Origin of the sequence: Nocardioides sp. InS609-2, assembly GCF_023208195.1 — a bacterium.
Lineage (GTDB): Bacteria > Actinomycetota > Actinomycetes > Propionibacteriales > Nocardioidaceae > Nocardioides.
On record NZ_CP060034.1, the window covers coordinates 2,929,895 to 2,953,357 of the forward strand.

Here is a 23,463-nt window from a genome sequence, read left to right on the forward strand (position 1 = left end):
TCAGAGCGGTCCGACGGTCTGGCCGTCTGTATCGGTGTCGACGTGGGCAGCCGCCGGGCGCGAGCCCTTGTTGCCTGCTGTCATGGCGTTCCTTCACTAGGCTGAATTCCGGGTGACCTGAAGCCGTCGACGTCGATCCCGAACTCAGAACCGGCGTCGAGCAACGCGTCGAAGAGGTACTGACCCGACGAGCGTTCGCAGTGCATGAGGTACGACGGCAGGGCGTCCCGGTCGTCGCGGACCACGTCGACCGCCAGCCCCGACACGGCGGTGCGCAGCGCCCGTCCGTCGGGACACCTGCGGCCGCTCAGGTCGACGGCGCACTCCTTGGCCAATACGTCGGCCGCCCGCCGGCCGGTGAGCCGCAGCAGCGCCCGACCGTGGGTGAGGTCGACCACGGACACGAGCCCGTCGGCGGGCGCCGCCACCGACTCCACCCACTCCATCACCTCAACCTGCGCGCCAGCCCCGGCCACCACCAGCCACTCGCCAGGGACGACGCTGGTCACCAGCGTCGTCGCATCGGGCGCGGCCAAGGCCGCGGCCATCGATCCGAGCGGATCGGCCCGGACCGCCACCTTGGCCAGCGGTGACAGGTCGGTCAGCGTGAGCTCGGCCGAGCTCACCCGCGCGCTGACCACCCACCCCGCGACGACCCCTTCCGGGGCCGCGGGGGCGATCGAGCTCCGGGCGAGCGGTGCAGTCTCAGCCACGCAGCCGCACCCCGTCGGGGTCCACCTGGGCCAGGCGTTCCGTCACCACCGCGTGAAGGGTGCCGCCGTCGACCAGCCGGATCGTGACCTCGGTGTCCGGGGCGGCGTACGTCGACTCGACCTGGGCCAGCATGACCGGCCGGCCCAGGGTCGGCGACCACCGGCTCGAGGTCACCCGGCCGCAGAGCCGTCCCGCCGAGGTCACCAGCTGGCAACCTTCGGCGGGTACGACGGTGCTGCCGGCCGCCCGTAGCGCGACCAGGCGGGTCCCGTCGCCCGCATCCTGATGCCACACCAGCTCGGGGAGGCCGACGAAGTCCGGCTTGTCGAGCTTGACCAGGCCGTCGAGCGCGGCGCTCCCTGCCCGGGTCAGCCCATCGGTGTCCTGGCCCACGATCAGGTGACCTTTCTCGAGCCGCAGGATCCGTTGGGCCTCCACCCCGAACGGGCGCACGCCCAGGTCGCTGCCCGCCTCCAGCAGCGACTCCCACACGTGCAAGCCGTAGCCGGCCGGGGCGTGCACCTCGAAGCTCAGCTCGCCTGTGAAGCCGATCCGCCACAGGACACAGTCGGGTACGCCGGCGACCGTGCCGGTCCGCACGTGCATGTAGGGGAAGCCGTCGGCGCCCAGGTCGACGTCCTCGACGACCCGCTGGAGCAGCTCACGCGAGCGCGGCCCGGCGACGTTGATGCTCGCGTACGCCGTGGTGACCGGCGTGACGTGCACCTGCCAGTCGGGGTGCTCGGTCTGCAGCCAGAGCTCGAGCCACTCCCAGACGGCGCCGGCTCCCGATGACGTCGTGCTCATCAGGTAGTGGTCCTCGCCGAGCCGGCCCGTCACGCCGTCGTCGATCACGACGCCGTCCTCGGCGCACATCACGCCGTAGCGCACCCGTCCGACCTCGAGCTTCGACCACTTGTTCACGTAGACGAGGTTCAGCAGCCGGGGCACGTCGCGACCGCGCAGGTCGAGCTTGCCGATCGGGGTGACGTCGATGATCCCGACACCGTCGCGGACCGCCGTGACCTCGCCGCTCGGGTCGCCGTAGTGGTCGGGACGGACCCACGCACCGCCCAACAGCGGTACGGCGCCGTGCCGCTCGTGCCACGCCTGCATGGGTGATCGCCTGACCGGCTCGCGCTGCACACCGGCCAGGGCGCCGAGGGTCACCGGGGCGTACGGCGGCCGCCAGGTCGTGGTGCCGGTCTCGGCGATCGTCCGGCCAGCGGCCTCGGCGATGATGGCGATCGTGTTGATCGTCTCGAGCTTGCCCTGAGCCGGCCCCATCGTCGCCGTCGTGTAGCGCTTGGCCAGCTCGGCCGAGCGGTAGCCCTCGGCGACCGCGGTGAACAGGTCCTTGGAGGACACGTCCTCGGAGAAGTCGACGATGCCGTGCGTGCGACCCCGGAGGAGCGCCGGATGAGCGTCTGCCGGGAGGTCCGGAACCGACGCAGGAGTCTGGCCCGACACGCGCTGGGCGGCCTCCCGCCCGATCGCGTCGCCGTGCGCGACCAGCTCCTCGAGGGTGCCGTCACCCACGACGCCTCCGGTGGCCAGCACGCCGGCAGGCAGCCGCGCAGTGTCGGGCCGGAACCGCGCCGACGCCGCGTCGTACGCCGGTCGGTCGCCCGCCATGGTCAGCAGTGAGACCGGCGCGGTCCAGCCGGTCGCGGTCACCACCAGGTCGCAGTCGAGCTTCCGGCCGCTGCCCAGCTCCACCCCGCGCACGCGCCGCCGCCCACGCACCCGGACCACGTCGCCCCCTCGCCGGGCGTCCTCGACGTGCACCACGTCGACGCCCACCCGCCCGAGGTCGGCCGCCGCGGCGTCGCCCGAGGAGTTCGCGGTCAGCACCACGGCCCGGTCGCCCGGCCGGACGGCGTACAGGTTGACCAGCCGCCGCACGGCCGTGGAGAGCATCACCCCGGGGACGTCGTTGCCCGCGAAGACGTAGGGACGCTCGATCAGACCTGGCGCCACCACCAGCACCCCGACCCGCGCCTTCACCAGGCGCTCGTCCACCTGCGGCAGACCTCGTTGCACGACCGAGACCCAGTTGTCGTCGTAGCGGCCGAGCACCACCGCGTCGGTCATCACCTCGACGCCGGCGGCGTCGACCGAGGCGCGCAGCTCGTGCAGCGCAGCCAGGTCGGCCTCGCCACCCCAGCGCAGGTGACCGCCGAGCTCGTGCTCCTCCTCGACCAGCAGCACCGTGGCACTGGCCCGGGCCGCCGCGACCGCCGCCGCCATGCCGGCCGGCCCCCCACCGGCCACGAGCACGTCGGGGTGCGCATGCCGCTTGTCGAAGCGGCCGGGAGGCGCATCCTCGGCGGGTGGGGTGCCGCCGTGCGCGAACCGCTCCAGCACCCGTTCGTACGCCGGCCACAGCCGACCAGGGCTCATGAACGTCTTGTAGTAGAAGCCGGCCGGCAGCGCCCGGCGCGCGACCTCGTTGACCGCCTTCACATCGAGCGCCAGCGACGGCCAGGTGTCCTGGGAGGACACGCTCATCCCCGGCTCGACGAGTCGATGGGCGCCGCGCACGTTGGGCTCGTCCCCGACCTGCACCAGGCAACCCGGGTCGTGATAGCTCGCGGTCAGCAGGCCCCGCGGCCGGTGGTACTTGAAGCTGCGCGAGAACACGTCCACCCCGTTCGCGGCGAGGGCAGAGGCGATCGTGTCGCCCGGATGAGCGGAGAACGTGCGGCCGTTCCAGGCGAACCCGAACGACGTGGACCGGTCGATCAGCTCGCCGGACTGTGGCGCCAGACGATGCGTCATCGCCTTCGCGGACGACCTCACGACGGGGGCCGGATCTCGTGGGTGACGGTGTTCCGCTCGACGAGGAAATAGCGCCGGCAGCCCATCCGGTGGTACCAGCGCTCGACGGTCCAGTCCGCACGGTTGTGGCGCAGGTAGAGGTAGTTGCGCCACTCCGTCGCGGTCGTGGTTGCGGGGTCGGGGCGCGCCCCGGTCTCGCCGACGTACGCGAACTCGCCGGCATGGCGCGGCCCGCAGTTCGGGCAGGGTATGAGCATCATCAGTGCCCCACCGCCGCTGCGCCCTTCTCGCCGAGCAACCTGCCCCGGGCGAAGCGCTCGAGCCCGAAGGGCGCGATCAGCTCCGGAGGCCGCCCGTGGGCGATGCAGTCGGCCATCGCCTCGCCGGCCACCGGGCCGGCCTTGAACCCGTAGGTGCCCCAGCCGACGTCGACCAGGAACCCCTCGACTTCGGTGTGCCCCATGATCGGCGCGAAGTCGGGCGTCATGTCGCACAGCCCCGCCCACTGGCGCAGCAGCCGCAGCCTGGCCAGCGAAGGCATCAGCTGGAGGACGTGGTCGGCAAGCCCCTCGGTGAACTCCAGGGAACCCCGCGTGGAGTACGACGCGAACGGGTCGACGCTGGCGCCGAACACCAGCTCACCGCGGGCGGTCTGGCTGACGTAGACGTGCAGCGATCCGGAGACGACCACGGTGCTCAGGAACGGCTGGACGGGCTCGGTGACCGCCGCCTGCAGCGGGAACGTCTGCACCGGCAGTCGCACTCCCGCAAGGTCGGCGACCAGCGTGGACCAGCCGGCGGTGGCGTTGAGCACGACGGGGGCAGCGATGTCGCCGCGGGTGGTGCGGACGCCGGTGACCCTGCCATGCGCGACGTCGATGCCGGTGACCTCGGTGTCCTGGTGCAAGTGCACCCCGAGGCGGTCGGCCGCGCGCGCGTAGCCCCACACGACCGCGTCGTGCCGCACGATCCCGCCGGGCGGGTGGTGGAGTGCGCCGAGGATCGGGTAGCGGGCCTCGTCCGTGACATCGATCCGCGGCACCAGCCGCTTCACCTCGTGGGCGTCGATGACGTCCGAGTCGACGCCGCTGGCCTTGTTGACCTCCGCGCGCCAGCGCATGGTGCGCAGCGACGCGTCGCTGTGCGCGAGCGTCAGGTGCCCCCGTCGGGAGAACATCACGTTGAAGTTGAGGTCGGCGGCCAGGCCGGCGTACAGCTCCAGCGAACGGTCGTAGAAGGCAACGCCCTCGGGGGTCAGGTAGTTCGATCGCAGGATCGCGGTGTTGCGGCCGGAGCCGCCACCGCCGAGGTAGCCCTTGTCCAGCACGGCCACGTTGGTGATGCCGTGGTTGCGGGCCAGGTAGTACGCCGTCGCGAGGCCGTGCACGCCGCCGCCGATGATGACCACCTCGTAGCTCGGCCTCAGGTCGTGGCTACGCCAGGCGGGCTGCCACGGCCGGCCGGTGATGCCGTGTCGCAAGAGCGCCAGGCCGGAGTAGCGAGATCGGCGCTCACGCATGGGCCAGGTGCCCCAGGGTGCGTTGTCGCCATCGCTCCGTCGCCGACACGTCGCCGAGGGTGTAGACGTGCAGTCCGGCGACCCCTGCACCCGCCACCTCGGCGAGCAGCCGGTCCGGTCGGTAACCGCCAGGCCGGAGCAGCTTGGCGCTGCCGCGCTGCTTGAGCGCGTAGCGCAGCGAGGGTCCGACGCCGATCCGGGTGGCGACCTTCGCCAGTCGCAGGGTGTCGACCGGGCCCGGGATCCCCACGTGCACCGGACGGTCGAAGCCGATGTCGCGCGCGTGCCGCAGCCAGCGCCGGACCGCGACCGCGTCGAAGCACATCTGGGTGACGGCATAGCCACACATCGGGCGCTTCGCGAGCAGGGCCCGGTCGAGCTCGCGGTCGCCGATCTTCGGGTGGCCCTCGGGGTACGCCGCCACCCCGGTGAGCCGATGCCCGCCTGCAGCCCCCAGCACTTGGGTGGCCTCGGAGAACTCCCCGACCGGAGGGTCCGCGTCACCGCCGACCACGAAGACCTCGTAGATTCCCGCCTCGTCCAGCCGCGCGACCAGCTCGGCGAGGTGCTGGCCGTCGCGCACCATCCGTGCCGCGAGGTGCGGGACGGCCGTGAAGCCTGCCTGCGTCAGCTGCTCGCTCAGAGCCACGGTCGGCTCCAGACCCCGATGCGCGCTGACGGTCACGGTCACGGTGACCTCGCGCGGCACGTGCTCCAGGACCTGGTCGGCGGTGCCGGGCAGGGCGAGCACCTCGTAGCGGGGCCGGCGCAGCAGCTCGCCCAGGGCGCGCGCCGTACGCGGGTCCCGGGACTCGGCTTCCCTAGAGACGGTCACGGTAGCCCTGGTTGTGCTCGCGCAGGCCGGGCGCGGTGCCGAAGAACGCGTGCTTCGACATGTCCTCGGAGTAGCGGCTCGCCACGGGTTGCCGCCCCAGCGCCTCCGCCATGCTCCGCACATGGTGCGGGCCCGCGCCGCAGCAGAGCCCGAGGTAGCGCACGCCGTCGGCGTGGGCCTTGGACGCGAAGTCGGCGATCTCGTAGCGGTTGCACACGAACGGGTCGAGCGCCGTCGGGAACGGCATCGTGTCGCCCAGCAAGGTCGTGCCGTTCTCACGCAGCGACTGGAAGGTCGGCTGCCCGGCGGACGTCCGGTACGGCACCGGCAGCGCGGCCACCGGCACCTCCACCGCCGCCACGATGTCGGGCAGCAGCGGCAGCATCGTCTCCGGCCCCCGGATGCAGTTGAGTCCGACCACGTCGGCGCCCGCGTCGGCCAGTCGTCGGCAGGCGTCGGCCAGCGACCAGCCTTCGCGGGTCGTCGGCTCCTGGCCGACGGCCAGGGTGATCACCGACGTCAGCCCGGCGTCCCGGATGACGTCGAGCGAGATCAGCGCCTCCCCGGCGTAGCGGAACGTCTCCCCGATCACGAAGTCGACGCCCGCCTCCGCGGCCCAGCCGACCTGCTCCTCGAACATGGCCCGGGTGGGCCCGTGCGACCCGGCGTCGTCGGGGTCGTAGAGGTTGGTGTTGCACACATTGCCGGCCAGGAGCGTGCCCGACTCTTCGGCGACCTCGCGGGCGAGCCGCAACGCCTCGCGGTTCATCTCCTCGAGCATGCCGTCCTTGCCGACCGCCTTGAGCTTCTCGCGGTGGGCATAGTAGGTGAGCGCCTCGACCACGTCGGAGCCGGCGTGCACGAAGTCCCGGTGCAGCGAGGTGACCTGCTCCGGGTGGTCGAGGATCACCTCGGGGACGAACGCGCCCGCCTGGAGGTAGCCGCGTCGTTCGAGCTCGAACAGGTAGCCCTCGGCGCACACCACCGGGCCGTCGGCCAGTCGCTCGAGCAGGCCCGGCCCGCGCGTCGTTCCGCTGCCCGTCATCAGGCGCTCGCCTCCTGGTAGGTGCCTTTCGGCGTCTCCTTCTTGGGGTCCACGAAGGGCCTCGGGACCACGACCGCGCCGATCTCGCCGCGGGCGGTCCGTACGGTCAGCCTGGTGTCCAGCTCGCTCTGCTCGACCGGCACCAGCGCGAAGCCGATGTTCTTCTCCAGCCGGGGCGACCAGAAGGCCGAGGACACCTGGCCGATCTGATCGTCACCGTCGAGGACCGGCAGGTAGTCGTCGTGGTAACCGATCATCGGGTCGCCGCCCAGCTCGACGCCGACGACCTTGCGGCGTACGCCCTCCTCCGCGATCCGGGTCAGTGCCGCCTTGCCGATGAAGTCCGACTCCTTGTCGAGGTTGACCGTCCAGCCCAGGCCGATCTCGTAGGGGTTCAAGAACGCGTAGTCGCTGTAGGTGTTGTTGTCGAGCGCGATGTCGGAGCCGTAGCTGAGGATGCCAGCCTCCACCCGGCGGATCTGGCACGGCCCGATCACCGCGAGGTCGTGCGCCCGGCCGGCCTCGAGCAGGGTGTCCCACAGCTTGAGCCCATCGCGGCTGGCATGGCGCAGGTAGATCTCGTAGCCGATCTCGCCGGTGTAGCCCGTGCGGCCCACGACCACGTCCATGCCGTTGAGCTCGTACTCCGCGCTCCAGTAGTACTTGAGGTCCAGCACCTGATCGCCGAACAGGTCGCGCATCAGCGCCTGGGACTTCGGCCCCTGGATCTGCACCGGCGCCACGTCGGGCTCGCTGATCTGGACGTCGAGACCGGTCTGGCTGGCGACCCCCTTGGCCCAGAGGAGCACGTCGCCGTCGGCCACCGAGAACCAGAAGCAGTCCTCGGCCAGCCGGAGCAGCACCGGGTTGTTGATCACGCCACCGTCGGTGTCGGTGTTCAGCAGGAACTTGTTCTGTCCGACCGCGCAGGCGCTCAGGTCGCGAGGAGTCAGCATGTCGGCCAGCCGCAGGGCGTCCGGGCCGGTGATCTCGACCTGGCGTTCGACGCCGACGTCCCAGAGGGTCACGTCGCGGACCAGCTTCCAGTACTCGGCGACCGGGTCGTCGTAGTGACGCGGGTGGTACATCCGGTTGCACACGGTGTAGGACTGCACGCCGTGACGTTCGGACGCGTAGAAGTACGGCGACTTGCGGATGCGGGTGTACATGTGGATCTTCGGTACGTCGTAGGAGAAGCGCATTGCCTCTACCTCTCTCTGGCTGGGCTTCCGGGTGGTGGGTCTGGGGTCAGCTCCACGGGAACGGTGAGCTGCTGGTCGGGTGCAGGTCGCCGCTGGCGTAGCGACCGAAACGGAAGGGCTGCAACAGGTCCTGGGGCTCCCCGAGAAGCTCGCGAGCCACCAGGTCGCCGACGCCGAGCATCTTGTAGCCATGGTTGGAGTCGGCGATGACGTAGGCGTTCTGCCGGAAGGTGTCGAAGACCGGGAAGCTGTCCGGCGTGAAGCAGCCGAGCCCCCCGGAGTTCTCGTCCTTGTAGAGGTGGGCCGTGCCCTCGAAGCGCTGCTGGCAGTGCGCGAGCGCCGCGGTCCACATCCGGGCGAAGTCGGGCTGTGCGACGTACTCGGTGCTGGCCGGGCCGTACGGATCGACCACGACCTCACCCGTCTTCTGGTCGACGGCCACGGGGGTGGTGCCGCCTTGCACCCCGCCGAAGGAGAAGTCGGGCTTGTAGTAGATGCCCCACATCCGGTCGGTGACCAGCTCGCCCGACTCGTCGGTCAACGGGGCGTCGGAGTCGACGTGGATGACGGGAGGCAGCCCCCCTCGGGCATCGGTGAAGGCGCCGGGATCGACGCCGAGCGTGCCCTCGCGCAGGAGCAGGTAGGTCCACATCGCGACGTCGGCGTGTGTCGTGCCTGCAGCGTCGCGTACGTCGATGGTTGCCGGCAGGTCCAGCATCGCCCAGAGGTCGCGGACCCACGGGCCGGTCGCCACCACGACGTGATGGCAGCGGATCGGGCCGTGGTCGGTCTCGACCGAGGTGACGGCACCGCCGTCCATCCCGAAGCCGACGACCTGCACGCCGGTCAGCACCCGTACGCCGGCCGCCTCGGTCTTGGCTGCCAGTCCCCGCAGGGACGCCTTGTTGTTGGCGTAGCCGCCACGGTGCTCGTGCAGGACGTTGGTGATACCCGGCGCCTGCCAGTCGCCCAGCAGGTCCCGCAGGTAGCCGCGACATGCGGCCGCGCCCTCGACGAGCGTCGAGGGGTAGCCGATGTCCTGCTGCTCCGCATGGATCTGGGCGACGTCGGCGTCCATCGCCGCGGGAGCGGCCTGGAGGTAGCCGACGGGGTGGTAGGAGAACGACTCCGGGTCCGACTCCCAGACGTCGACCGAGTGCGCCATCAGCCGGCGCATCGCCGGCTGGAAGTAGTTGTTGCGGATCACCCCACAGGCAATGCCCGATGCGCCGGCCCCCACCGCCGTCTTGTCGAGTACGACGACATCCGCACCCGTGCCCGAGCCGCGGGCCCGCAGCAGGCGGGCGAGATGCCAGGCGGTGGACAGTCCGTGTACGCCCGCGCCCACGACGACGTAGCGGCTGCTCGTCGGGACTTCCGGCCCCGGCCCGGGCTGCGACATGCGAATCGCCTCGTCGGCTCGACGGAAACTCTGGCTCGATACCGTTGCCATATCGGCAACAGCGTTGCAGAATCAATCGACGTTAACACGGAGGTACCTCGTGAGTGAAGGGTCGCGCCCGATGGGGACGGTCGAGCGCGCCATCGCGGTGCTGCACGCGCTGGCCGAGGCGTCCGGCGACCTCGGCAACAACGAGATATCCCGGCGCACCAGCATCAACCCGAGCACGGTGTCGCGACTGCTGGCCACACTGGCGAACGACGAGCTGGTCACCCGGGTGGCCGACACGGGACGGTTTCGGCTCGGACCGCGACTGGTCGAGCTGGGCAACGCGGCGCTGGCACGGATCGACCTGCGCGAGCTCTGCCGCCCGCACCTGGAGGCACTCACCGAGACGACCGGTGAGACCGCGACCCTCTCCATCCCCTATCAGCAGGGCACGATCACGGTCGACTTCGTGCAGAGCCCGTCCTCGGTGCGCAGCGTGGCCCAGGTGGGGCGGCCGAGCGTCGCCCACGCGACCGCCACCGGCAAGGTCTTCCTCGCGTACGCCGGGACCGCGCCCGCCGCCCGGATGGCGCCGTACACCTCCCGCACGGTGACCGATCCCGCCGAGCTGGCGACCCAGCTGGACCTGATCCGCCGGCGCGGCTGGGGGCAGGTGGTCGGCGAGCGCGAGGAAGACCTCAACGCCGTGGCGGCTCCCGTGCTGGCTGCGGGCGACGTGCTCGTCGGAGTGGTCGGGCTGCAGGGTCCCGCGGGCCGGTTCGGCGCCAAGGTGATGCGGGGCGCGGTCGACGTGCTGCTCGAACACTGCGCCCAGCTGTCGGCGACGTACCGCTGACTCGCGGTTGCCATCTGACAACACTCGGGCAGACGTCTTGTGTGACCTCGGTCACCGTGCGAGAGTCGGAGCACCGTTACGGGCGGTGCTGATGGGAACCCAACCCAACTGGCGGGGAAGGCTGGTGTGCCGTGCCGGATGAGATTCGCTGGTACGAAAGCTTCTGGACCTACCTGGAATTCACCTGGCAGGACCTGGTCGGGCTCGCCCTCGACCACGCGGTCGTGGTGATCATCTCTGTCGTGCTGTCGACTCTCATCGGCGTCGGCCTCGGCGTGGCGACCTACCGCACCCAACGGCCCCGCGAGCTCGTACTCGCGATCACCGGCACGCTGCTGACCATCCCCTCGCTCGCCTTGTTCACGCTGCTGATCCAGCTGCCCTTGCTCGGTCTCGGCGCCCCCTCCGTCGTCGTGGCGCTCACGCTCTACGGCCTGCTCCCCATCGTGCGCAACACGATCGTCGGGCTCCGCGGGGTGGACCCGGCCGTGGTCGAGTCGGCCCAGGGCATGGGCATGAGCCGGACCCGGCGGCTGTGGGCAATCGAGCTGCCGTTGGCCTGGCCGGTTGTGCTGACCGGGGTACGTGTCTCGACCCTCCTGTTGATCGGGATCGCCGCCATCGGCGCCTACATCAACGGCCCCGGGCTGGGCGACGAGATCTTCTCCGGCCTGGCCCGGATCGGCAGTGCCAGCGCCCTCAACCAGGTGCTGGCCGGGACGCTCGGCGTCATCGTGCTCGCCATCCTGTTCGATCTCGTCTATGTCGTGATCACCAGGCTCACGACCTCGAAAGGCATCCGATGACCGACACCCAGCAAGCCTCTGAGTCCGGGAGCGCCGCCGACGCCGGCACGATCGAGATCCGTCTGGAGAACCTGTCGAAGCGGTTTCCGGGTCAGAAGGAGCCCGCTGTCGACGACCTGACGATGGAGATCCCCAAGGGCGAGATCGTGATCCTGGTCGGCCCCTCCGGCTGCGGCAAGACCACGACCATGAAGATGATCAACCGGATCATCGAGCCTTCCTCCGGGCGGATCTTCCTCGACGGCGAGGACGTCACCAAGGTCAACCCCGACCATCTCCGCCGCCGGATCGGCTACGTCATCCAGCAGATCGGGCTCTTCCCGCACCAGACCATCGCCGAGAACATCGCCACGGTGCCCAAGCTGCTCGGCTGGGAGAAGAAGCGCATCGACGAGCGGATCGACGAGCTGCTCCACATGGTCGGGATGGAACCGGGTCAGTACCGCGACCGCTACCCCAAGGAGCTCTCAGGCGGACAGCGCCAGCGGGTCGGGGTGGCGCGCGCGATGAGCGCGGACCCCGACGTGATGTTGATGGACGAGCCGTTCGGGGCGATCGACCCGATCACCCGCGACCGGCTCCAGAACGAGTTCCTGCGCCTCCAGGAGCAGATCAAGAAGACGATCATCTTCGTCACCCATGACATCGACGAGGCGATCAAGATGGGCGACCGGATCGCGATCCTGCAAGAGCGGTCCAAGATCGCCCAGTTCGACACCCCCGAGCGGATCCTGGTCAACCCAGCCAACGACTTCGTCTCCGACTTCATCGGCCGTGGCGCCTCGCTCAAGCGACTCAGCCTGAGCCGGGTGCGCGACGTCGAGCTGCACCAGTGGCCGACGGCACAGGAGGGGTCAACCACCGACGAGATCCGGCAGCTGCTCGACGCCAGTGACAAGAGCGCCGTACTCGTCCTCGACGGCCAGCGCCGGCCGCTCCGATGGGTCACCGGGGACCACCTGAGCCGGGCCGGCAGCTCGTCGCTCGGGACCGCCGGACTTCCCGCCGAGGCTGTGGTGCAACCGAACGCGACGCTGAGCGACACCCTCAACGAGATGATCACCGCGCGCTACAGCACGGCGATCGTGGTCGACTCCGACAACGCCTACCAGGGCATCGTCGACATCGACACCATCAACGAGACGGTCCGCAACCTGCGCGCGGCCGAGCGCGGCAGACTTCGCACGGGACAGCCGAGCGACGAGGAGGGTGGGCTCTAGCCATGGCCGGCCCCGACAAGACCGATGTGAACCTGATCGTTAAGGGCTCATCCACGCAGGCACCACCGAGACACACCCGCACGCTCGGCGGCTATGTGTTCATGCCGGCGCTGCTGGCTCTCGTGCTGCTGGCGGTCTGGTGGTCGGTGAGCACCCGCGACCTCGATTCCGTGGAGCAGGACAGGCTCTCGCTCGACTACATCCTGCGCATGACCTGGGCTCACCTCGAGCTCACCGGCGCCTCGACCGCGCTGGTGTTGCTCATCGCCATCCCGGTCGGCATCCTGCTGACGCGGCCCTTCGCCCGGGCCATCACGCCGCCGGCGATCGCGGTGTTCAACATCGGCCAGGCCGTGCCCACCATCGGCTTGCTCGCGATCTTCGCGATCGTCTGGAGGTTCGGGTTCGCCCCGACGGTGGTGGCGCTCGCGGCGTACACGGCGCTCATCGTCGTGCGCAACACGATGGTCGGGCTGCGTCAGGTCGACGCCTCGGTCATCGAGTCCGCACGCGGGATGGGGCTGACCAAGCTCGCCGTCCTCACCCGCATCGAGCTGCCCCTGGCCGTGCCGGTGATCATGGCCGGCCTGCGCACCGCGCTCACCATCAACGTCGGAACGGCCACGCTAGGTGCCTTCATCGGCGCCGACTGCCTGGGCCGGCTGATCGTCTCGGGCTTCTCGGGCAACCGGCCCTACATCACCATCATCGGCGGCATCCTGGTCGCCGTGCTCGCCCTGCTGGTCGACTACATCGCCGCGATCGCCGAAGACAAGCTTCGCCCACGAGGACTGTGAACGACCAACTCAACGAACGACAATCGAAGGTGGGACAACATGGGTAACTCGAAAAGGGCAGTCCGCCTGACCGCACTGGTCGCCGGGCTCACCCTGGTCGCCGCGGGTTGCGGCGGCGACGGCGGCGGCGACGGCGGCGGCGGCGGCGGCGGGGCGGGCGGCGACCCGCTCGACGGCAAGACCTTCACGGTCGGCTCCAAGGAGTTCACCGAGCAGCTGATCCTCGGACAGATCGCCATCCAGGTGCTCGAGGACGCGGGCGCCACGGTCAAAGACGAGACGGGGATCACCGGGACGGCGAACGTGCGTACGGCGCTCGAATCCGACGAGATCGACATGTACTGGGAGTACACCGGCACCGGTTGGACCGACATCCTGGGCAATGAGTCCGCGGACGCGTCGACGGACGCGGAGCAGCTGTTCACCGATGTCTCCGAGCAGGACTCGGAGGCGAACGACATCGCCTGGATCGCGAAGTCGACGGCCAACGACACCTACGCCTTCGCCACCTCGCAGGAGACGTCGGAGTCGACCGGGGTGACCACGCTGTCGGACTACGCCGAGCTGGTGAACGGTGATCCCGAGTCGGCCACGATGTGCGCGGCGGCGGAGTTCCTGGACCGCCAGGACGGTTGGCCGGGCATGGAGAAGGCGTACGGCTTCAGCCTGCCCGACAACCTGATCACCGAGGTCGACCTAGGCCTGGTCTTCGAGGGCGTTCCGGATGCCGACCCCTGCGCCTTCGGTGAGGTGTTCGAGACCGACGGTCGCATTCCCGCCAACGACCTGGTGGTGCTCGAGGACGACAAGAACTACTTCGTCAGCTACGAGGTGGCGATGACGGTGAACCAGGCCGTGCTCGATGACTCGTCGGAGCTCGAGGAGGTCCTGAACCCGGTCGCCGAGGCGCTCACCACCGAGGAGCTGACGGCGCTCAACTCGCAGGTCGACGTGGAGGGGCTCCCCGTCGAGGCGGTCGCCAAGAAGTGGCTGGAGGACAACGACCTGATCGGCTAGGAGGGGAGGCCAAGGTGCGGATCACGCTGGCCCAGCTCGAACCGACGCTGGGTGACATAGCAGGCAATCTCGAGCGGGCAAGAGAGGTGATCGAGCGCGCCCGCGCCGAGGGCGCTGACCTGGTCGTCTTCCCCGAGCTCTTCGTCACCGGCTACTCGATCGGCGAGATCGACGTCGACCTGTCCATGAGCGCCGAGGACCCGCGCCTGCTGGATGTCGTCCGGGGAGCCGGCGACACCGGGGTCGTGATCGGGTTCAGCGAGGACGCGAAGCGCAGCCCGCACACCTACAACAGCACCGCCTTCTACGCCGGGGGCCAGCTGGCGCACGTGCACCGCAAGCTGTACCTGCCGGCGTACCGGCCCTTCGAGGAGCGCAACCACTTCACCCCGGGTCCCACCCTGCGGGCGTTCCCCGGGCCGGCCGACACCCGGCTGGCGGTGTTGTTGTGCAACGACGCCTGGCAGCCGCACTTGGCGTTCCTGGCCGTCCACGACGGCGCGCAGGTGTTGATCGTGCCGGCCGCCAGTGCGCAGAGCATGTTCCCGGAGAGGTATGACTCGCACGAGTACTGGCACGACATCACCCGGTTCTACGGCCGGATGTTCCAGGTCTTCGTGGTGTTCGTGAACCGGGTCGGCACCGAGGGACAGTTCCGGTTCTGGGGCGGGTCGCACGTCGTGGACCCCTGGGGCAACACGGTCGCGGAGGCGGCGCAGGACCAGGAACAGGAGCTGACCGTCACGATCGACCTCGCCGACGTACGCCGCCGGCGGCGGGAGGTGCCGCTGGTCAAGGAAGCCCGGCTGGGACTGCTGCAGCGCGAGGCCGCGCGGCTGCTCGACGAGGGCGGCGACCTCTAGCGCGGCACTTGCATCTGGTACCCAGATACGGGTTTGAGGTTATGCCATGGACGACCTGATGACGACCGACGCGTGCACGCTCCCGACGGCGGACCGGCCGCTGTGCCTGGCCGAGTATGACGCACTCTTCGCCGAGAATCTGCGCAGCGTGGCCCGCGACGGTGACACGGTGCGGATGCACCTGACCGGGTCAGCCGGCCTGTTGGAGCGCGTGCGCGACCTGGCCGAGCGGGAGAGCTCGTGCTGCTCCTTCTTCTCGTTCGTCGTCGAGGGGCTCGAGGACGGCCTCACCCTGGAGATCTCGGTGCCGCCCGAGCATCGCGACATCCTGACCGGCCTGGCCGCCCGCGCCAAGGTGCTGGCGGCGTGAGCCTGCGCGCCGGCGAGGTCGCCGAGGCAGTCGGGGTGAACCGGGAGACGCTGCGCTACTACGAGCGCCGGGGTCTGCTCGAGGCACCCGACCGAAGCCCCGGCGGGCACCGCCTCTACGACGACCAGACCGTCGTCACCCTGCGTGTCATCAAGGCCGCACAGCGGCTCGGCTTCACCCTCGACGAGGTCGCTGACCTGATCGAGGTCGGGCGCCGCCGCGGCCGCGACTCCGGACTGCAGGTCAGGGCGAGCGAGAAGCTCGTCGAGGTCGACCAACGGATCGCCGACCTGACCACCATCCGGTCCAACCTCGTGGCCGCGCTCGACGCCGGCTGCGACGACCTGCACGAGTGCGCGGGCAGCGACTGCTGCCCCATCCCCTTCGTCGACCTCGCCGACGTCACGGTGGTGCCCCGATGAGAGAGCAGACCGGCTCCAGGCGCCACCTGATCGGTGGTACGACGCGGCTCGAGACCGGAACTGCGCCCCAAGGGGTCGAGGTTGTTCGCTGACCCTTTGCGCTCGCTCGCGGTCCCTCGTGACGAGCTGGCAGGTGCTCTCGCCCGTGAAACCCGAACGTGCTGGCCTGGCTGCTGGGCCGGCTGCCCACGAGCTTCGCGGAGTTCGTCAGACGCCGGTACTCGTGTTCCTGCAGGGAGAGTCGAAAGAGAACCTACCGGGTATGACGATTCTTTCCTCCGTGTGAAACCGCCACCAAGGCCGCCCTGCATTCCGACACACTGTCGCTCCGCAGCCTGGGGAGCCACCCATGATTAGCGGACGTCTGTGAGCTCGGCTCCGGGTTGGCCGGGGTCGATCAGGATCTTCGCGTGGGCTTCGGGATCGCCGAGCGTTTCAAAGGCGGCCGCCACGCCGTCGAGACCGATGCGACCGGTGAGCAGCGGGGAGGGGTCGAGCTTGCCGTCGGCCAGGGCGTGCAGGGTGTCGCGGAACTCGAGCGGCGTGTAGCCCACGACGAAGCGCAGGTCGATCTCCTTGTTCAGGGCCATCGACGGGCGGAGTGCGTCGGCGCCCATGCAGACTCCGACGACCACGATCCGGGAGTAGAGCGGCGCACCGGAGACGACCTCCTCGAGCATGCCGGGCACGCCGACGCATTCGAAGACGACCGGCGCCTTCGGTGTGGTCGCTCCGATCTTGTCGAGGAGCCGCCACGCGTGCCACCACGGCACCGGGAGCTTCGTGAACCCGTCGATCGCGTCCAACGCGGCCCCGATCGGCCCTTGCATGGTGGTGAAGTGTCCGAGGTCGGCGCTGCCTGCGAAGGGCGAGACCTCCCGCGGGTCGACGACGACGTCCGCACCGCACGCGACCGCCAGCGCACGTCGTCCGGGGGAGAGGTCGCTGGCGACGACCGTCTCCACGCCGCGGGCCTTGAGCACCGTGATCACGCCCAGGCCCACCGGACCGCAGCCGAGCACCACCGCCACGTCACCGCGGGTGCCGCGATCCCGCTTGGCCGGCTCGCCGACCGCGTGCCCCGCCGCAGTGTCGCCGGCTGGGGCCTCCTGGCCTGGAGCCTGTGCACCGGAGTCGGTGGGCTCGCGGTCTCGTTCTGGGTCTTCTTCGCCTTGCGGGTCGGGGTCGGCATCGGCGAGGCCAGCTACTCGCCGGCCACCGGCTCGCTGATCAGCGACCTCTACCCGGCGGAGCGCCGCTCGCGAGCGACCGCCCTCTTCACCCTGGGCTTCCCGATCGGCACGCTGCTCGCCTTCCTGACGGCCGGCCCGATCGCCGACGGTCTCGACAACTGGCGAGCGCCGTTCCTGATCGCGATGTTCCCCGGGATCCTGCTCGCGTTCGTCGTGCTACGGATCCGCGAGCCACGCCGAGGCGCCCAGGACGGCACCGCTGGGATCGCGGTAGCGACGCACACCGAGGCCGCGAGCGCGGCACGCCCATCGGCGGTCCGCTCGGTGCTTCGGATCCGGTCGGTGTGGGGCCTGATCGTCGCGTTCGCCGGCTACAACTTCGCCGCCTACGCCGTCGGCACCTTCGTGACACCGGTCCTGCAGCGCTACTTCGGCCTCAGCCTCACCGAGGCGGGTGCCGCGGGCGGTCTGGTCCTCGGCGCCAGCGGCCTGGTGGGCCTGCTGGTGGCGGGACCGGTGCTCGATCGGGCCCGCGCGCGCTCCGGCGTACGCCGCGACCTGGTGGCCGTCATCTGTCTCGCAGCCGCCGCGGTGTTCGCCCTGGTCGGTCTGTCAGCCGGGCGCGACGGAGTCGTGGTGTTCGTCGCCTTCATGGGGCTGAGCTACCTGTTCGGCATCGTCTTCCTGGCCGTCTATGTGCCCGCCGCCGCCGACGTCGTCCCCGCCGAGCGGCGCTCGACCGCCCTGGGCGTGATCGTGGCTGCTGGGCTGTTCATCGGCGGCGCCGGTGGGCCGATCTCGGTCGGCGTGCTCTCCGACGTCCTGCGGTCGGACGCCGTCGGCGTCTCCGACACCGGGGCGCTGGCCGACGGGCTGCACACCGCGATGCTCGTACTGGTCCCACTGGCCTTCCTCGTCGCCGCCGCCGGCATGCTCTTCGCGCTCCGGGCCGGCCGCGCCGACGCGGCCCGACTCACCCGAGCGGCCTGACTGCAATCACCGAGTTGCGTGGATCGCGTTGAAGTGGGGACCCACGTCAGCCGACGTGCCCGCTGAGCTGAGACGACGAATGAGACTGAGAGACCGAACGCCGGTCCCGACCCAGAGGGTCGGAACCGGCGTTTCTGCTGGTCAGCTGGCGGAGGATAGGGGATTCGAACCCCTGAGGGCTTTCACCCAACCCGCTTTCCAAGCGAGCGCCATAGGCCACTAGGCGAATCCTCCGCCGAGGAGATTACCGGTCGGGCCGCGTGCGCCGAAATCGGCCCGACGGCCCGGCTTTGGGGTGGTCGGCTGGCCTCACCTAGACTCTGCGCCAACCCCCCGCGTGGCGGTATCTTGCCGAACTCCCCCAGGGCCGGAAGGCAGCAAGGGTAGGCGAGCTCTATCGGGTGCGCGGGGGGCCTTTTCATGCCCGTTGGTCCGTGTCGGTGCGGGTGGTTAGGGTTCAGGAGTGGACTCACCCCTCGCGCTCTACCGCCGCTACCGGCCCGAGACGTTCGCCCAGGTCATCGGGCAGGACCACGTCACCGGGCCGCTGCGCAACGCGCTCAAGCACGACCGGGTCAACCACGCCTATCTCTTCTCCGGCCCGCGCGGCTGCGGCAAGACCACGTCGGCCCGCATCCTGGCCCGCAGCCTCAACTGCGTGCAGGCGCCGGTGGCTGACCCGTGCGGTGAGTGCGACAGCTGTGTGGAGCTCGCCACCGGGGGCAGCGGATCGATCGACGTGATCGAGATCGACGCCGCCTCGCACGGTGGTGTCGACGACGCCCGCGACCTGCGCGAGAAGGCGTTCTTCGCGCCGGTGCGCGACCGCTACAAGATCTACATCATCGACGAGGCCCACATGGTGACCACGGCAGGGTTCAACGCCCTGCTCAAGCTGGTCGAGGAGCCGCCGCCGCACCTGCGCTTCATCTTCGCCACGACCGAGCCCGAGAAGGTGCTGCCGACGATCCGGTCGCGCACCCACCACTACCCGTTCCGGCTGATCCCGCCGCGGATGCTGGCCGACTACCTCGTGGAGCTGTGCGCCCGCGAGCAGGTCACCATCGAACCGGCGGCCGTGCCGCTCGTCGTACGCGCTGGCGCCGGGTCGGCCCGTGACACGTTGTCGGTGCTCGACCAGCTGATGGGTGGTGCCGGCACCGACGGCGTGACCCACACGCTGGCGACGGCACTGCTCGGCTTCACCCCCGACACCCTGCTCGACGATGCCATCGACGCGTTCGCCGCCGCCGACGGGGCTGCGGTGTTCGGGGTGGTCGACAAGGTGATCGAGTCCGGGCACGACCCGCGGCACTTCACCGAAGACCTGCTGCGCCGGCTGCGTGACCTGGTGATCGTCTCGGCCGTCCCCGACGCGCCGGTGACCGGGCTCATCGACGTGCCGCGCGACCAGGGCGAGCGGCTGGTCGCGCAAGCGGCCCGCTTCGGCGCGCACGACTTGTCGCGCGCGGCCGACCTGGTCGCGGCCGGCCTGACCGAGATGCGCGGGGCCACCGCGCCCCGGCTGTTGCTGGAGCTGATCTGCGCGCGCGTGCTGCTCCCAGGCGCCGACCACACGACAGACGGGGTGCTGGCCCGGATCGACCGGCTGGAGAAGCGGGCGTCCATCGTCGGCACTCCGGATCCCACGCCTGCCGCTGCGCCGGTGACCGCGCCCGTGGCACAGGTGGAGCCCGAGCCCGTGGTGTCCGTGGCGGCGCAGGAGGCCGTCGAGCCCGAGCCGACGCCCGAGCCAGTCGCACAAGCCGCGGCGCCCGAGCCGGTCGCGGAAGTCGCCGCTCCGGCGGTCGACGAGCCCGCGAGCGGGCCGGCGGGCGGCCTCACGCTGATCGACGTACGCCGCCTGTGGCCCGACATCGTCGAGGCGACCAAGAGACGGCGCCGGGTGGCGTGGATGCACCTCACTCAGAACTCCCAGGTGCTGGGGCTCGAGGGCCGGATCCTGACGCTGGGCTTCACCAACGCCGGTGCGCGTGACTCCTTCATCGGTGGCGGGTGTGACGAGATCCTGCGGCAGGCGGCGATCGATGTCGTCGGCGCCGACTGGAAGATCGACGCCATCGTCGACCCGAGCGCCCAGCCGACCCCGGCCGCGACCGTGACCAAGGCCGCGGTGACCCGGCCGGCCGAGCCGACCGTGGCGCCCGACCCGAGCGCCGCCCCGGTCGAGCAGGCGCCCACCGAGGCCCCCGACTGGGCCCGTGACGACGCGCCGCCGGTGGCGCCCGAGGCAGCCGCCGAGCCCGAGCCCGCCCCGGCGCGCACCCGGGACCCCGAGTCGATCGCGGCGGCCCGTGAGGCGATCCTGGCCACCCGCACGCCCGGCGCCGACTCCTCGGGCGACGACCAGCGCTTGCTGGCCGACGCTGCTGCGCACCCCGACGACCCAGCCGCCGACACCGACGGGCTGGCCGGGGCCGAGCTGCTCCAGCGCACGCTCGGCGCGCAGGTCATCGAAGAGATCCCGCACACCTGAGACCCTGAACGCCCTTCTACGCACGACCAAGGACACGAGATGACCCAGAACCCGTTCGAGAGCCTCGGCGGCGAAGGCGGCTTCGACATGAACGCGCTGCTGGCCCAGGCCCAGCAGATGCAGGAGCAGCTGAGCCAGGCCCAGGAGCAGCTGCACGTCATGAACGTCGAGGGCACCGTCGCCGGTGGCGCGGTGACCGTGACAACCAACGGCGTGGGCGAGCTGGTCTCGGTCGACATCAAGAACGGTCAGTTCGACGGCACGTCCGACGACGACCTCGCCGACCTCGGCGACATGATCGTGGCCGCCTACCGCGACGCCAAGGCCAAGGCCGACGCGCTCGCCTCCGAGACCCTGGGGCCGCTCGCCGGCGGCCTCCCCGGACAGGCCTGAGGCGTTGTACGAAGGCATTGTCCAGGACCTGATCGACGAGCTCGGCAGACTGCCGGGCGTCGGGCCGAAGAGCGCCCAGCGCATCGCGTTCCACCTGTTGCAGGCCGAGGCGACCGACGTTCGCCGCCTGGCCGACGTACTCATCGAGGTCAAGGCGAAGGTGAAGTTCTGCTCGATCTGCTTCAACGTCTCGCAAGCCGACCAGTGCCGGATCTGCTCGGACCCGCGGCGCGAGCCGGGGGTGCTGTGCGTGGTCGAGGAGTACAAGGACGTCGTGGCGATCGAGCGCACACGTGAGTTCCGGGGTCGCTACCACGTGCTGGGCGGTGCCATCTCGCCCATCGACGGCATCGGCCCCGACCAGCTGCGCATCCGCGAGCTGATGATGCGACTGTCCGACACCGTCGTCACCGAGGTCATCTTGGCCACCGACCCAAACCTCGAGGGCGAGGCGACCGCGACCTATCTCACCCGCATGCTGAAGCCGCTGGGGTTGCGCGTGACCCGGTTGGCGAGTGGACTACCTGTAGGCGGTGACCTGGAGTATGCAGACGAGGTCACCCTCGGCCGAGCTTTCGCTGGGAGGCGATCCGCAGATGACTGACCACAAGCTCGACCCCGCTCTCGAGGAGTTCGCGGGGCAGATCAAGGACCAGATGCAGTCCTTCCTGGTCGCCGTACAGGCGATTGCCCGGGAGGCCGACGGTGGTCGCGCGATCTCGCTGCTGCTGCTCGAGATGAGCCAGATCTCGCTCGCCGGTGCGCGCCTGGGCGCGCAGGTGGACTTCAACCCGGAGGGCGAGTACCAGCCCGATGTGGGGCCCGAGCCCGACCTGGACGGCCTGCGGTTGCGGCTGGCCGAGGTCCTCGGTGAGGTCGACACCTACAGCTTCGTCTTCGACCCCTATGTCCCCGAGGTCGTCGAGAGCCAGCTCTCCGACGACATCGTCAGCATCTCGACCGACCTCGAGAACGGCATGCGCCACTACAACGGCGGCAACATCGCCGAGGCGCTGTGGTGGTGGCAGTTCTCCTACGTCTCGTCGTGGGGCAACCTGGCCGGCGCCGCGCTCAACGCACTGTGGTCGGTGGTGTCGCACGACCGCCTCGACGCCGAGTTCACCGGTGAGGACGAGGACGTCGCTGTGGCCAACGAGATGCTCGCGGATGAGATGTCTCTGAGGGCGGAGCCCGCTCCTCGGTAGACTCCAGCTCTCGCCAGCAGGAGCGGCGGGGTTCCTTTCAATCGAGCCTCGAGGGTGAATGTCCGTGGGCATTGTCGTGCAGAAGTACGGCGGGTCGTCTCTCGCTGATGCGGCTGCCATCAAGCGGGTGGCCGCGCGCATCGTGGAGAACAAGAAGGCCGGTCATGACGTGGTCGTGGCCGTCTCGGCGATGGGCGACAGCACGGACGACCTGCTGGTCCTCGCCGAGGGCGTGAGCCCGAAGCCGCCGGCCCGCGAGCTCGACATGCTGCTCACCGCGGGCGAGCGGATCTCGATGGCGCTGGTCGCGATGGCGATCTCCGACCTCGGGTTCACCGCCCGCAGCTTCACCGGTTCGCAGGCCGGCGTCATCACCGACTCGGTGCACGGCAAGGCCAAGATCATCGATGTCACGCCCGGCCGGATCTCCTCGGCTCTCGACGACGGACACATCGTCATCGTGGCCGGGTTCCAGGGCGTCAGCCAGGACACCAAGGAGATCACCACCCTGGGTCGTGGTGGCACCGACACCACCGCCGTCGCGCTGGCGGCCGCGCTGGGCGCTGAGTACTGCGAGATCTACACCGACGTCGACGGGGTATTCACCGCCGATCCCCGCATCGTGCCGACGGCGCGCAAGCTCGACCGGGTCTCGTCGGAGGAGATGCTGGAGCTGGCCGCCTGTGGCGCCAAGATCCTGCACGTGCGGTGCGTCGAGTACGCCCGCCGCTACGACATCCCGATCCACGTCCGCTCGTCGTTCAGCCAGCTCGAGGGCACCTGGGTGCTGCCGGCGAGCGCGATGGTCGATGCCCAAGGAGAAGCCATGGAACAGGCAATCATCGCGGGCGTCGCCCACGACCGGAGCGAGTCCAAGATTACCGTCGTGGGTGTGCCCGACAAGGTCGGCGAGGCCGCGCGCATCTTCGAGGCGCTCGCCGCCGCGCAGATCAATCTCGACATGATCGTGCAGAACGTCTCGGCCGCCGCCACGAACCTCACCGACATCTCGTTCACGCTGCCCGGCGCCGACGCCCAGACCGCCGTGCTGGCGCTGGAGGCGCTGAAGGCCGAGATCGGCTTCGAGTCGCTCGTTTTCGACGACAAGGTCGGCAAGATCTCCCTGGTGGGGGCCGGTATGCGGTCGCACCCGGGCGTGAGCGCGAAGTTCTTCTCCGCGATCGCTGCTGCGGGCGTCAACATCGACATGATCTCCACCTCCGAGATCCGGATCTCGGTGGTCGTCTCCGAGGCCGACGTCGACGCCGCGGTCCTGTCGGTGCACACCGCCTTCGACCTCGACGCGACCGAGGTCGAGGCAGTCGTCTACGGCGGGAGCGGGCGGTAG

Annotated in this window: 23 protein-coding genes, 1 tRNA gene and 1 other RNA gene; 15 read left to right on the plus strand and 10 right to left on the minus strand. The window is 70.1% G+C overall.

All coding sequences use genetic code 11. The annotated features are described in order from the left end of the window. Window positions 1-80: 80 nt before the first annotated feature. From H4Q84_RS15195 to H4Q84_RS15230, 8 genes are read right to left on the minus strand one after another with little or no spacing between them, the layout of a single operon-like run. Window positions 81-713 (minus strand): sarcosine oxidase subunit gamma family protein, encoded by a 633-nt coding sequence (locus H4Q84_RS15195; protein WP_248579928.1) that lies wholly within the window; start codon window positions 711-713, stop codon window positions 81-83. Beyond that, window positions 706-3,495, minus strand: coding sequence for a 2Fe-2S iron-sulfur cluster-binding protein (locus H4Q84_RS15200; RefSeq protein WP_248579929.1), 2,790 nt, complete (start codon window positions 3,493-3,495; stop codon window positions 706-708). The genes H4Q84_RS15195 and H4Q84_RS15200 overlap by 8 nt, the downstream gene beginning before the upstream one ends. A 17-nt stretch (window positions 3,496-3,512) precedes the next feature. Beyond that, window positions 3,513-3,755 carry a sarcosine oxidase subunit delta gene (locus H4Q84_RS15205; RefSeq protein WP_248579930.1) on the minus strand — a complete coding sequence of 81 codons (243 nt, stop codon included), beginning with the start codon at window positions 3,753-3,755 and terminating at the stop codon, window positions 3,513-3,515. Further along, complete coding sequence (locus H4Q84_RS15210) at window positions 3,755-5,014, minus strand: FAD-dependent oxidoreductase (protein WP_248579931.1); 1,260 nt, start codon at window positions 5,012-5,014, stop codon at window positions 3,755-3,757. The genes H4Q84_RS15205 and H4Q84_RS15210 overlap by 1 nt, the downstream gene beginning before the upstream one ends. Beyond that, complete coding sequence (locus H4Q84_RS15215) at window positions 5,007-5,849, minus strand: methylenetetrahydrofolate reductase (protein ID WP_248579932.1); 843 nt, start codon at window positions 5,847-5,849, stop codon at window positions 5,007-5,009. The genes H4Q84_RS15210 and H4Q84_RS15215 overlap by 8 nt, the downstream gene beginning before the upstream one ends. Further along, entirely contained in the window at window positions 5,836-6,894 is a 1,059-nt protein-coding gene (locus H4Q84_RS15220) for a homocysteine S-methyltransferase family protein (RefSeq protein ID WP_248579933.1), read from the minus strand. The genes H4Q84_RS15215 and H4Q84_RS15220 overlap by 14 nt, the downstream gene beginning before the upstream one ends. Next, window positions 6,894-8,096 (minus strand): glycine cleavage T C-terminal barrel domain-containing protein, encoded by a 1,203-nt coding sequence (locus H4Q84_RS15225; RefSeq protein ID WP_248579934.1) that lies wholly within the window; start codon window positions 8,094-8,096, stop codon window positions 6,894-6,896. The genes H4Q84_RS15220 and H4Q84_RS15225 overlap by 1 nt, the downstream gene beginning before the upstream one ends. 46 nt (window positions 8,097-8,142) lie before the next feature. Next, window positions 8,143-9,498, minus strand: coding sequence for an FAD-binding oxidoreductase (locus H4Q84_RS15230; protein WP_248579935.1), 1,356 nt, complete (start codon window positions 9,496-9,498; stop codon window positions 8,143-8,145). Window positions 9,499-9,619: 121 nt separating this feature from the next. Between H4Q84_RS15230 and H4Q84_RS15235 the strand changes: the two genes are divergently transcribed. From H4Q84_RS15235 to H4Q84_RS15270, 8 genes are all read left to right on the plus strand, one after another. Continuing rightward, window positions 9,620-10,342, plus strand: a complete 723-nt coding sequence (locus tag H4Q84_RS15235) for an IclR family transcriptional regulator (protein WP_248579936.1) — start codon at window positions 9,620-9,622, stop codon at window positions 10,340-10,342. A gap of 131 nt (window positions 10,343-10,473) precedes the next feature. Further along, a complete protein-coding gene (locus H4Q84_RS15240; protein ID WP_248579937.1) occupies window positions 10,474-11,148 on the plus strand; it encodes an ABC transporter permease in 675 nt (224 codons plus the stop codon). Further along, complete coding sequence (locus tag H4Q84_RS15245) at window positions 11,145-12,368, plus strand: ABC transporter ATP-binding protein (RefSeq protein ID WP_282580250.1); 1,224 nt, start codon at window positions 11,145-11,147, stop codon at window positions 12,366-12,368. Before H4Q84_RS15240 ends, H4Q84_RS15245 begins: the two co-directional genes overlap by 4 nt. A gap of 2 nt (window positions 12,369-12,370) precedes the next feature. Then, window positions 12,371-13,165, plus strand: a complete 795-nt coding sequence (locus tag H4Q84_RS15250) for an ABC transporter permease (RefSeq protein ID WP_248579938.1) — start codon at window positions 12,371-12,373, stop codon at window positions 13,163-13,165. Between the two features lie 39 nt (window positions 13,166-13,204). Further along, entirely contained in the window at window positions 13,205-14,182 is a 978-nt protein-coding gene (locus H4Q84_RS15255; protein ID WP_248579939.1) for a glycine betaine ABC transporter substrate-binding protein, read from the plus strand. A gap of 14 nt (window positions 14,183-14,196) precedes the next feature. Beyond that, window positions 14,197-15,045: a nitrilase-related carbon-nitrogen hydrolase gene (locus H4Q84_RS15260; protein ID WP_248579940.1), complete on the plus strand. Its 849-nt coding sequence runs from the start codon at window positions 14,197-14,199 to the stop codon at window positions 15,043-15,045. Window positions 15,046-15,091: 46 nt separating this feature from the next. Further along, the gene (locus H4Q84_RS15265) at window positions 15,092-15,415 is read left to right on the plus strand and encodes a hypothetical protein (RefSeq protein WP_248579941.1); all 324 of its coding nucleotides are present in this window, start codon (window positions 15,092-15,094) and stop codon (window positions 15,413-15,415) included. Beyond that, window positions 15,412-15,837 (plus strand): MerR family transcriptional regulator, encoded by a 426-nt coding sequence (locus H4Q84_RS15270; RefSeq protein WP_248579942.1) that lies wholly within the window; start codon window positions 15,412-15,414, stop codon window positions 15,835-15,837. Before H4Q84_RS15265 ends, H4Q84_RS15270 begins: the two co-directional genes overlap by 4 nt. 353 nt (window positions 15,838-16,190) lie before the next feature. On the opposite strand, the gene H4Q84_RS15275 is transcribed toward H4Q84_RS15270, so the two are convergent. Further along, window positions 16,191-16,868 carry a zinc-binding dehydrogenase gene (locus tag H4Q84_RS15275; RefSeq protein WP_248579943.1) on the minus strand — a complete coding sequence of 226 codons (678 nt, stop codon included), beginning with the start codon at window positions 16,866-16,868 and terminating at the stop codon, window positions 16,191-16,193. An 18-nt stretch (window positions 16,869-16,886) separates the two neighbouring features. Between H4Q84_RS15275 and H4Q84_RS15280 the strand changes: the two genes are divergently transcribed. Beyond that, window positions 16,887-18,020 (plus strand): MFS transporter, encoded by a 1,134-nt coding sequence (locus H4Q84_RS15280; RefSeq protein ID WP_282580352.1) that lies wholly within the window; start codon window positions 16,887-16,889, stop codon window positions 18,018-18,020. 146 nt (window positions 18,021-18,166) lie between these two features. Here H4Q84_RS15280 and H4Q84_RS15285 read toward each other — a convergent pair. Next, a tRNA-Ser gene (locus H4Q84_RS15285) sits at window positions 18,167-18,254 on the minus strand. 93 nt (window positions 18,255-18,347) lie between these two features. Between H4Q84_RS15285 and ffs the strand changes: the two genes are divergently transcribed. From ffs to H4Q84_RS15315, 6 genes are all read left to right on the plus strand, one after another. Next, window positions 18,348-18,438: signal recognition particle sRNA small type (gene ffs / locus H4Q84_RS15290), an RNA gene on the plus strand. A 45-nt stretch (window positions 18,439-18,483) separates the two neighbouring features. Next, a complete protein-coding gene (locus tag H4Q84_RS15295) occupies window positions 18,484-20,517 on the plus strand; it encodes a DNA polymerase III subunit gamma and tau (protein WP_248579945.1) in 2,034 nt (677 codons plus the stop codon). 39 nt (window positions 20,518-20,556) lie between these two features. After that, window positions 20,557-20,910 carry a YbaB/EbfC family nucleoid-associated protein gene (locus H4Q84_RS15300; protein WP_248579946.1) on the plus strand — a complete coding sequence of 118 codons (354 nt, stop codon included), beginning with the start codon at window positions 20,557-20,559 and terminating at the stop codon, window positions 20,908-20,910. Between the two features lie 4 nt (window positions 20,911-20,914). Then, window positions 20,915-21,514, plus strand: coding sequence for a recombination mediator RecR (gene recR, locus H4Q84_RS15305; RefSeq protein ID WP_248579947.1), 600 nt, complete (start codon window positions 20,915-20,917; stop codon window positions 21,512-21,514). Continuing rightward, window positions 21,507-22,115, plus strand: coding sequence for a DUF5063 domain-containing protein (locus H4Q84_RS15310; protein ID WP_248579948.1), 609 nt, complete (start codon window positions 21,507-21,509; stop codon window positions 22,113-22,115). Before recR ends, H4Q84_RS15310 begins: the two co-directional genes overlap by 8 nt. Window positions 22,116-22,179: 64 nt before the next feature. Continuing rightward, window positions 22,180-23,463, plus strand: a complete 1,284-nt coding sequence (locus H4Q84_RS15315; RefSeq protein WP_248583661.1) for an aspartate kinase — start codon at window positions 22,180-22,182, stop codon at window positions 23,461-23,463.

Excerpts from the sequence above, each read along its gene's own strand:
- H4Q84_RS15200 (WP_248579929.1), bottom strand. The coding sequence starts at position 3,495 with ATGACGCATCGTCTGGCGCCACAGTCCGGCGAGCTGATCGACCGGTCC.
- H4Q84_RS15205 (WP_248579930.1), bottom strand. The coding sequence starts at position 3,755 with ATGATGCTCATACCCTGCCCGAACTGCGGGCCGCGCCATGCCGGCGAG.
- H4Q84_RS15210 (WP_248579931.1), bottom strand. The coding sequence starts at position 5,014 with ATGCGTGAGCGCCGATCTCGCTACTCCGGCCTGGCGCTCTTGCGACAC.
- H4Q84_RS15220 (WP_248579933.1), bottom strand. The coding sequence starts at position 6,894 with ATGACGGGCAGCGGAACGACGCGCGGGCCGGGCCTGCTCGAGCGACTG.
- H4Q84_RS15225 (WP_248579934.1), bottom strand. The coding sequence starts at position 8,096 with ATGCGCTTCTCCTACGACGTACCGAAGATCCACATGTACACCCGCATC.
- H4Q84_RS15230 (WP_248579935.1), bottom strand. The coding sequence starts at position 9,498 with ATGTCGCAGCCCGGGCCGGGGCCGGAAGTCCCGACGAGCAGCCGCTAC.
- H4Q84_RS15235 (WP_248579936.1), top strand. The coding sequence starts at position 9,620 with ATGGGGACGGTCGAGCGCGCCATCGCGGTGCTGCACGCGCTGGCCGAG.
- H4Q84_RS15245 (WP_282580250.1), top strand. The coding sequence starts at position 11,145 with ATGACCGACACCCAGCAAGCCTCTGAGTCCGGGAGCGCCGCCGACGCC.
- H4Q84_RS15250 (WP_248579938.1), top strand. The coding sequence starts at position 12,371 with ATGGCCGGCCCCGACAAGACCGATGTGAACCTGATCGTTAAGGGCTCA.
- H4Q84_RS15255 (WP_248579939.1), top strand. The coding sequence starts at position 13,205 with ATGGGTAACTCGAAAAGGGCAGTCCGCCTGACCGCACTGGTCGCCGGG.
- H4Q84_RS15265 (WP_248579941.1), top strand. The coding sequence starts at position 15,092 with ATGGACGACCTGATGACGACCGACGCGTGCACGCTCCCGACGGCGGAC.
- H4Q84_RS15300 (WP_248579946.1), top strand. The coding sequence starts at position 20,557 with ATGACCCAGAACCCGTTCGAGAGCCTCGGCGGCGAAGGCGGCTTCGAC.
- H4Q84_RS15310 (WP_248579948.1), top strand. The coding sequence starts at position 21,507 with ATGACTGACCACAAGCTCGACCCCGCTCTCGAGGAGTTCGCGGGGCAG.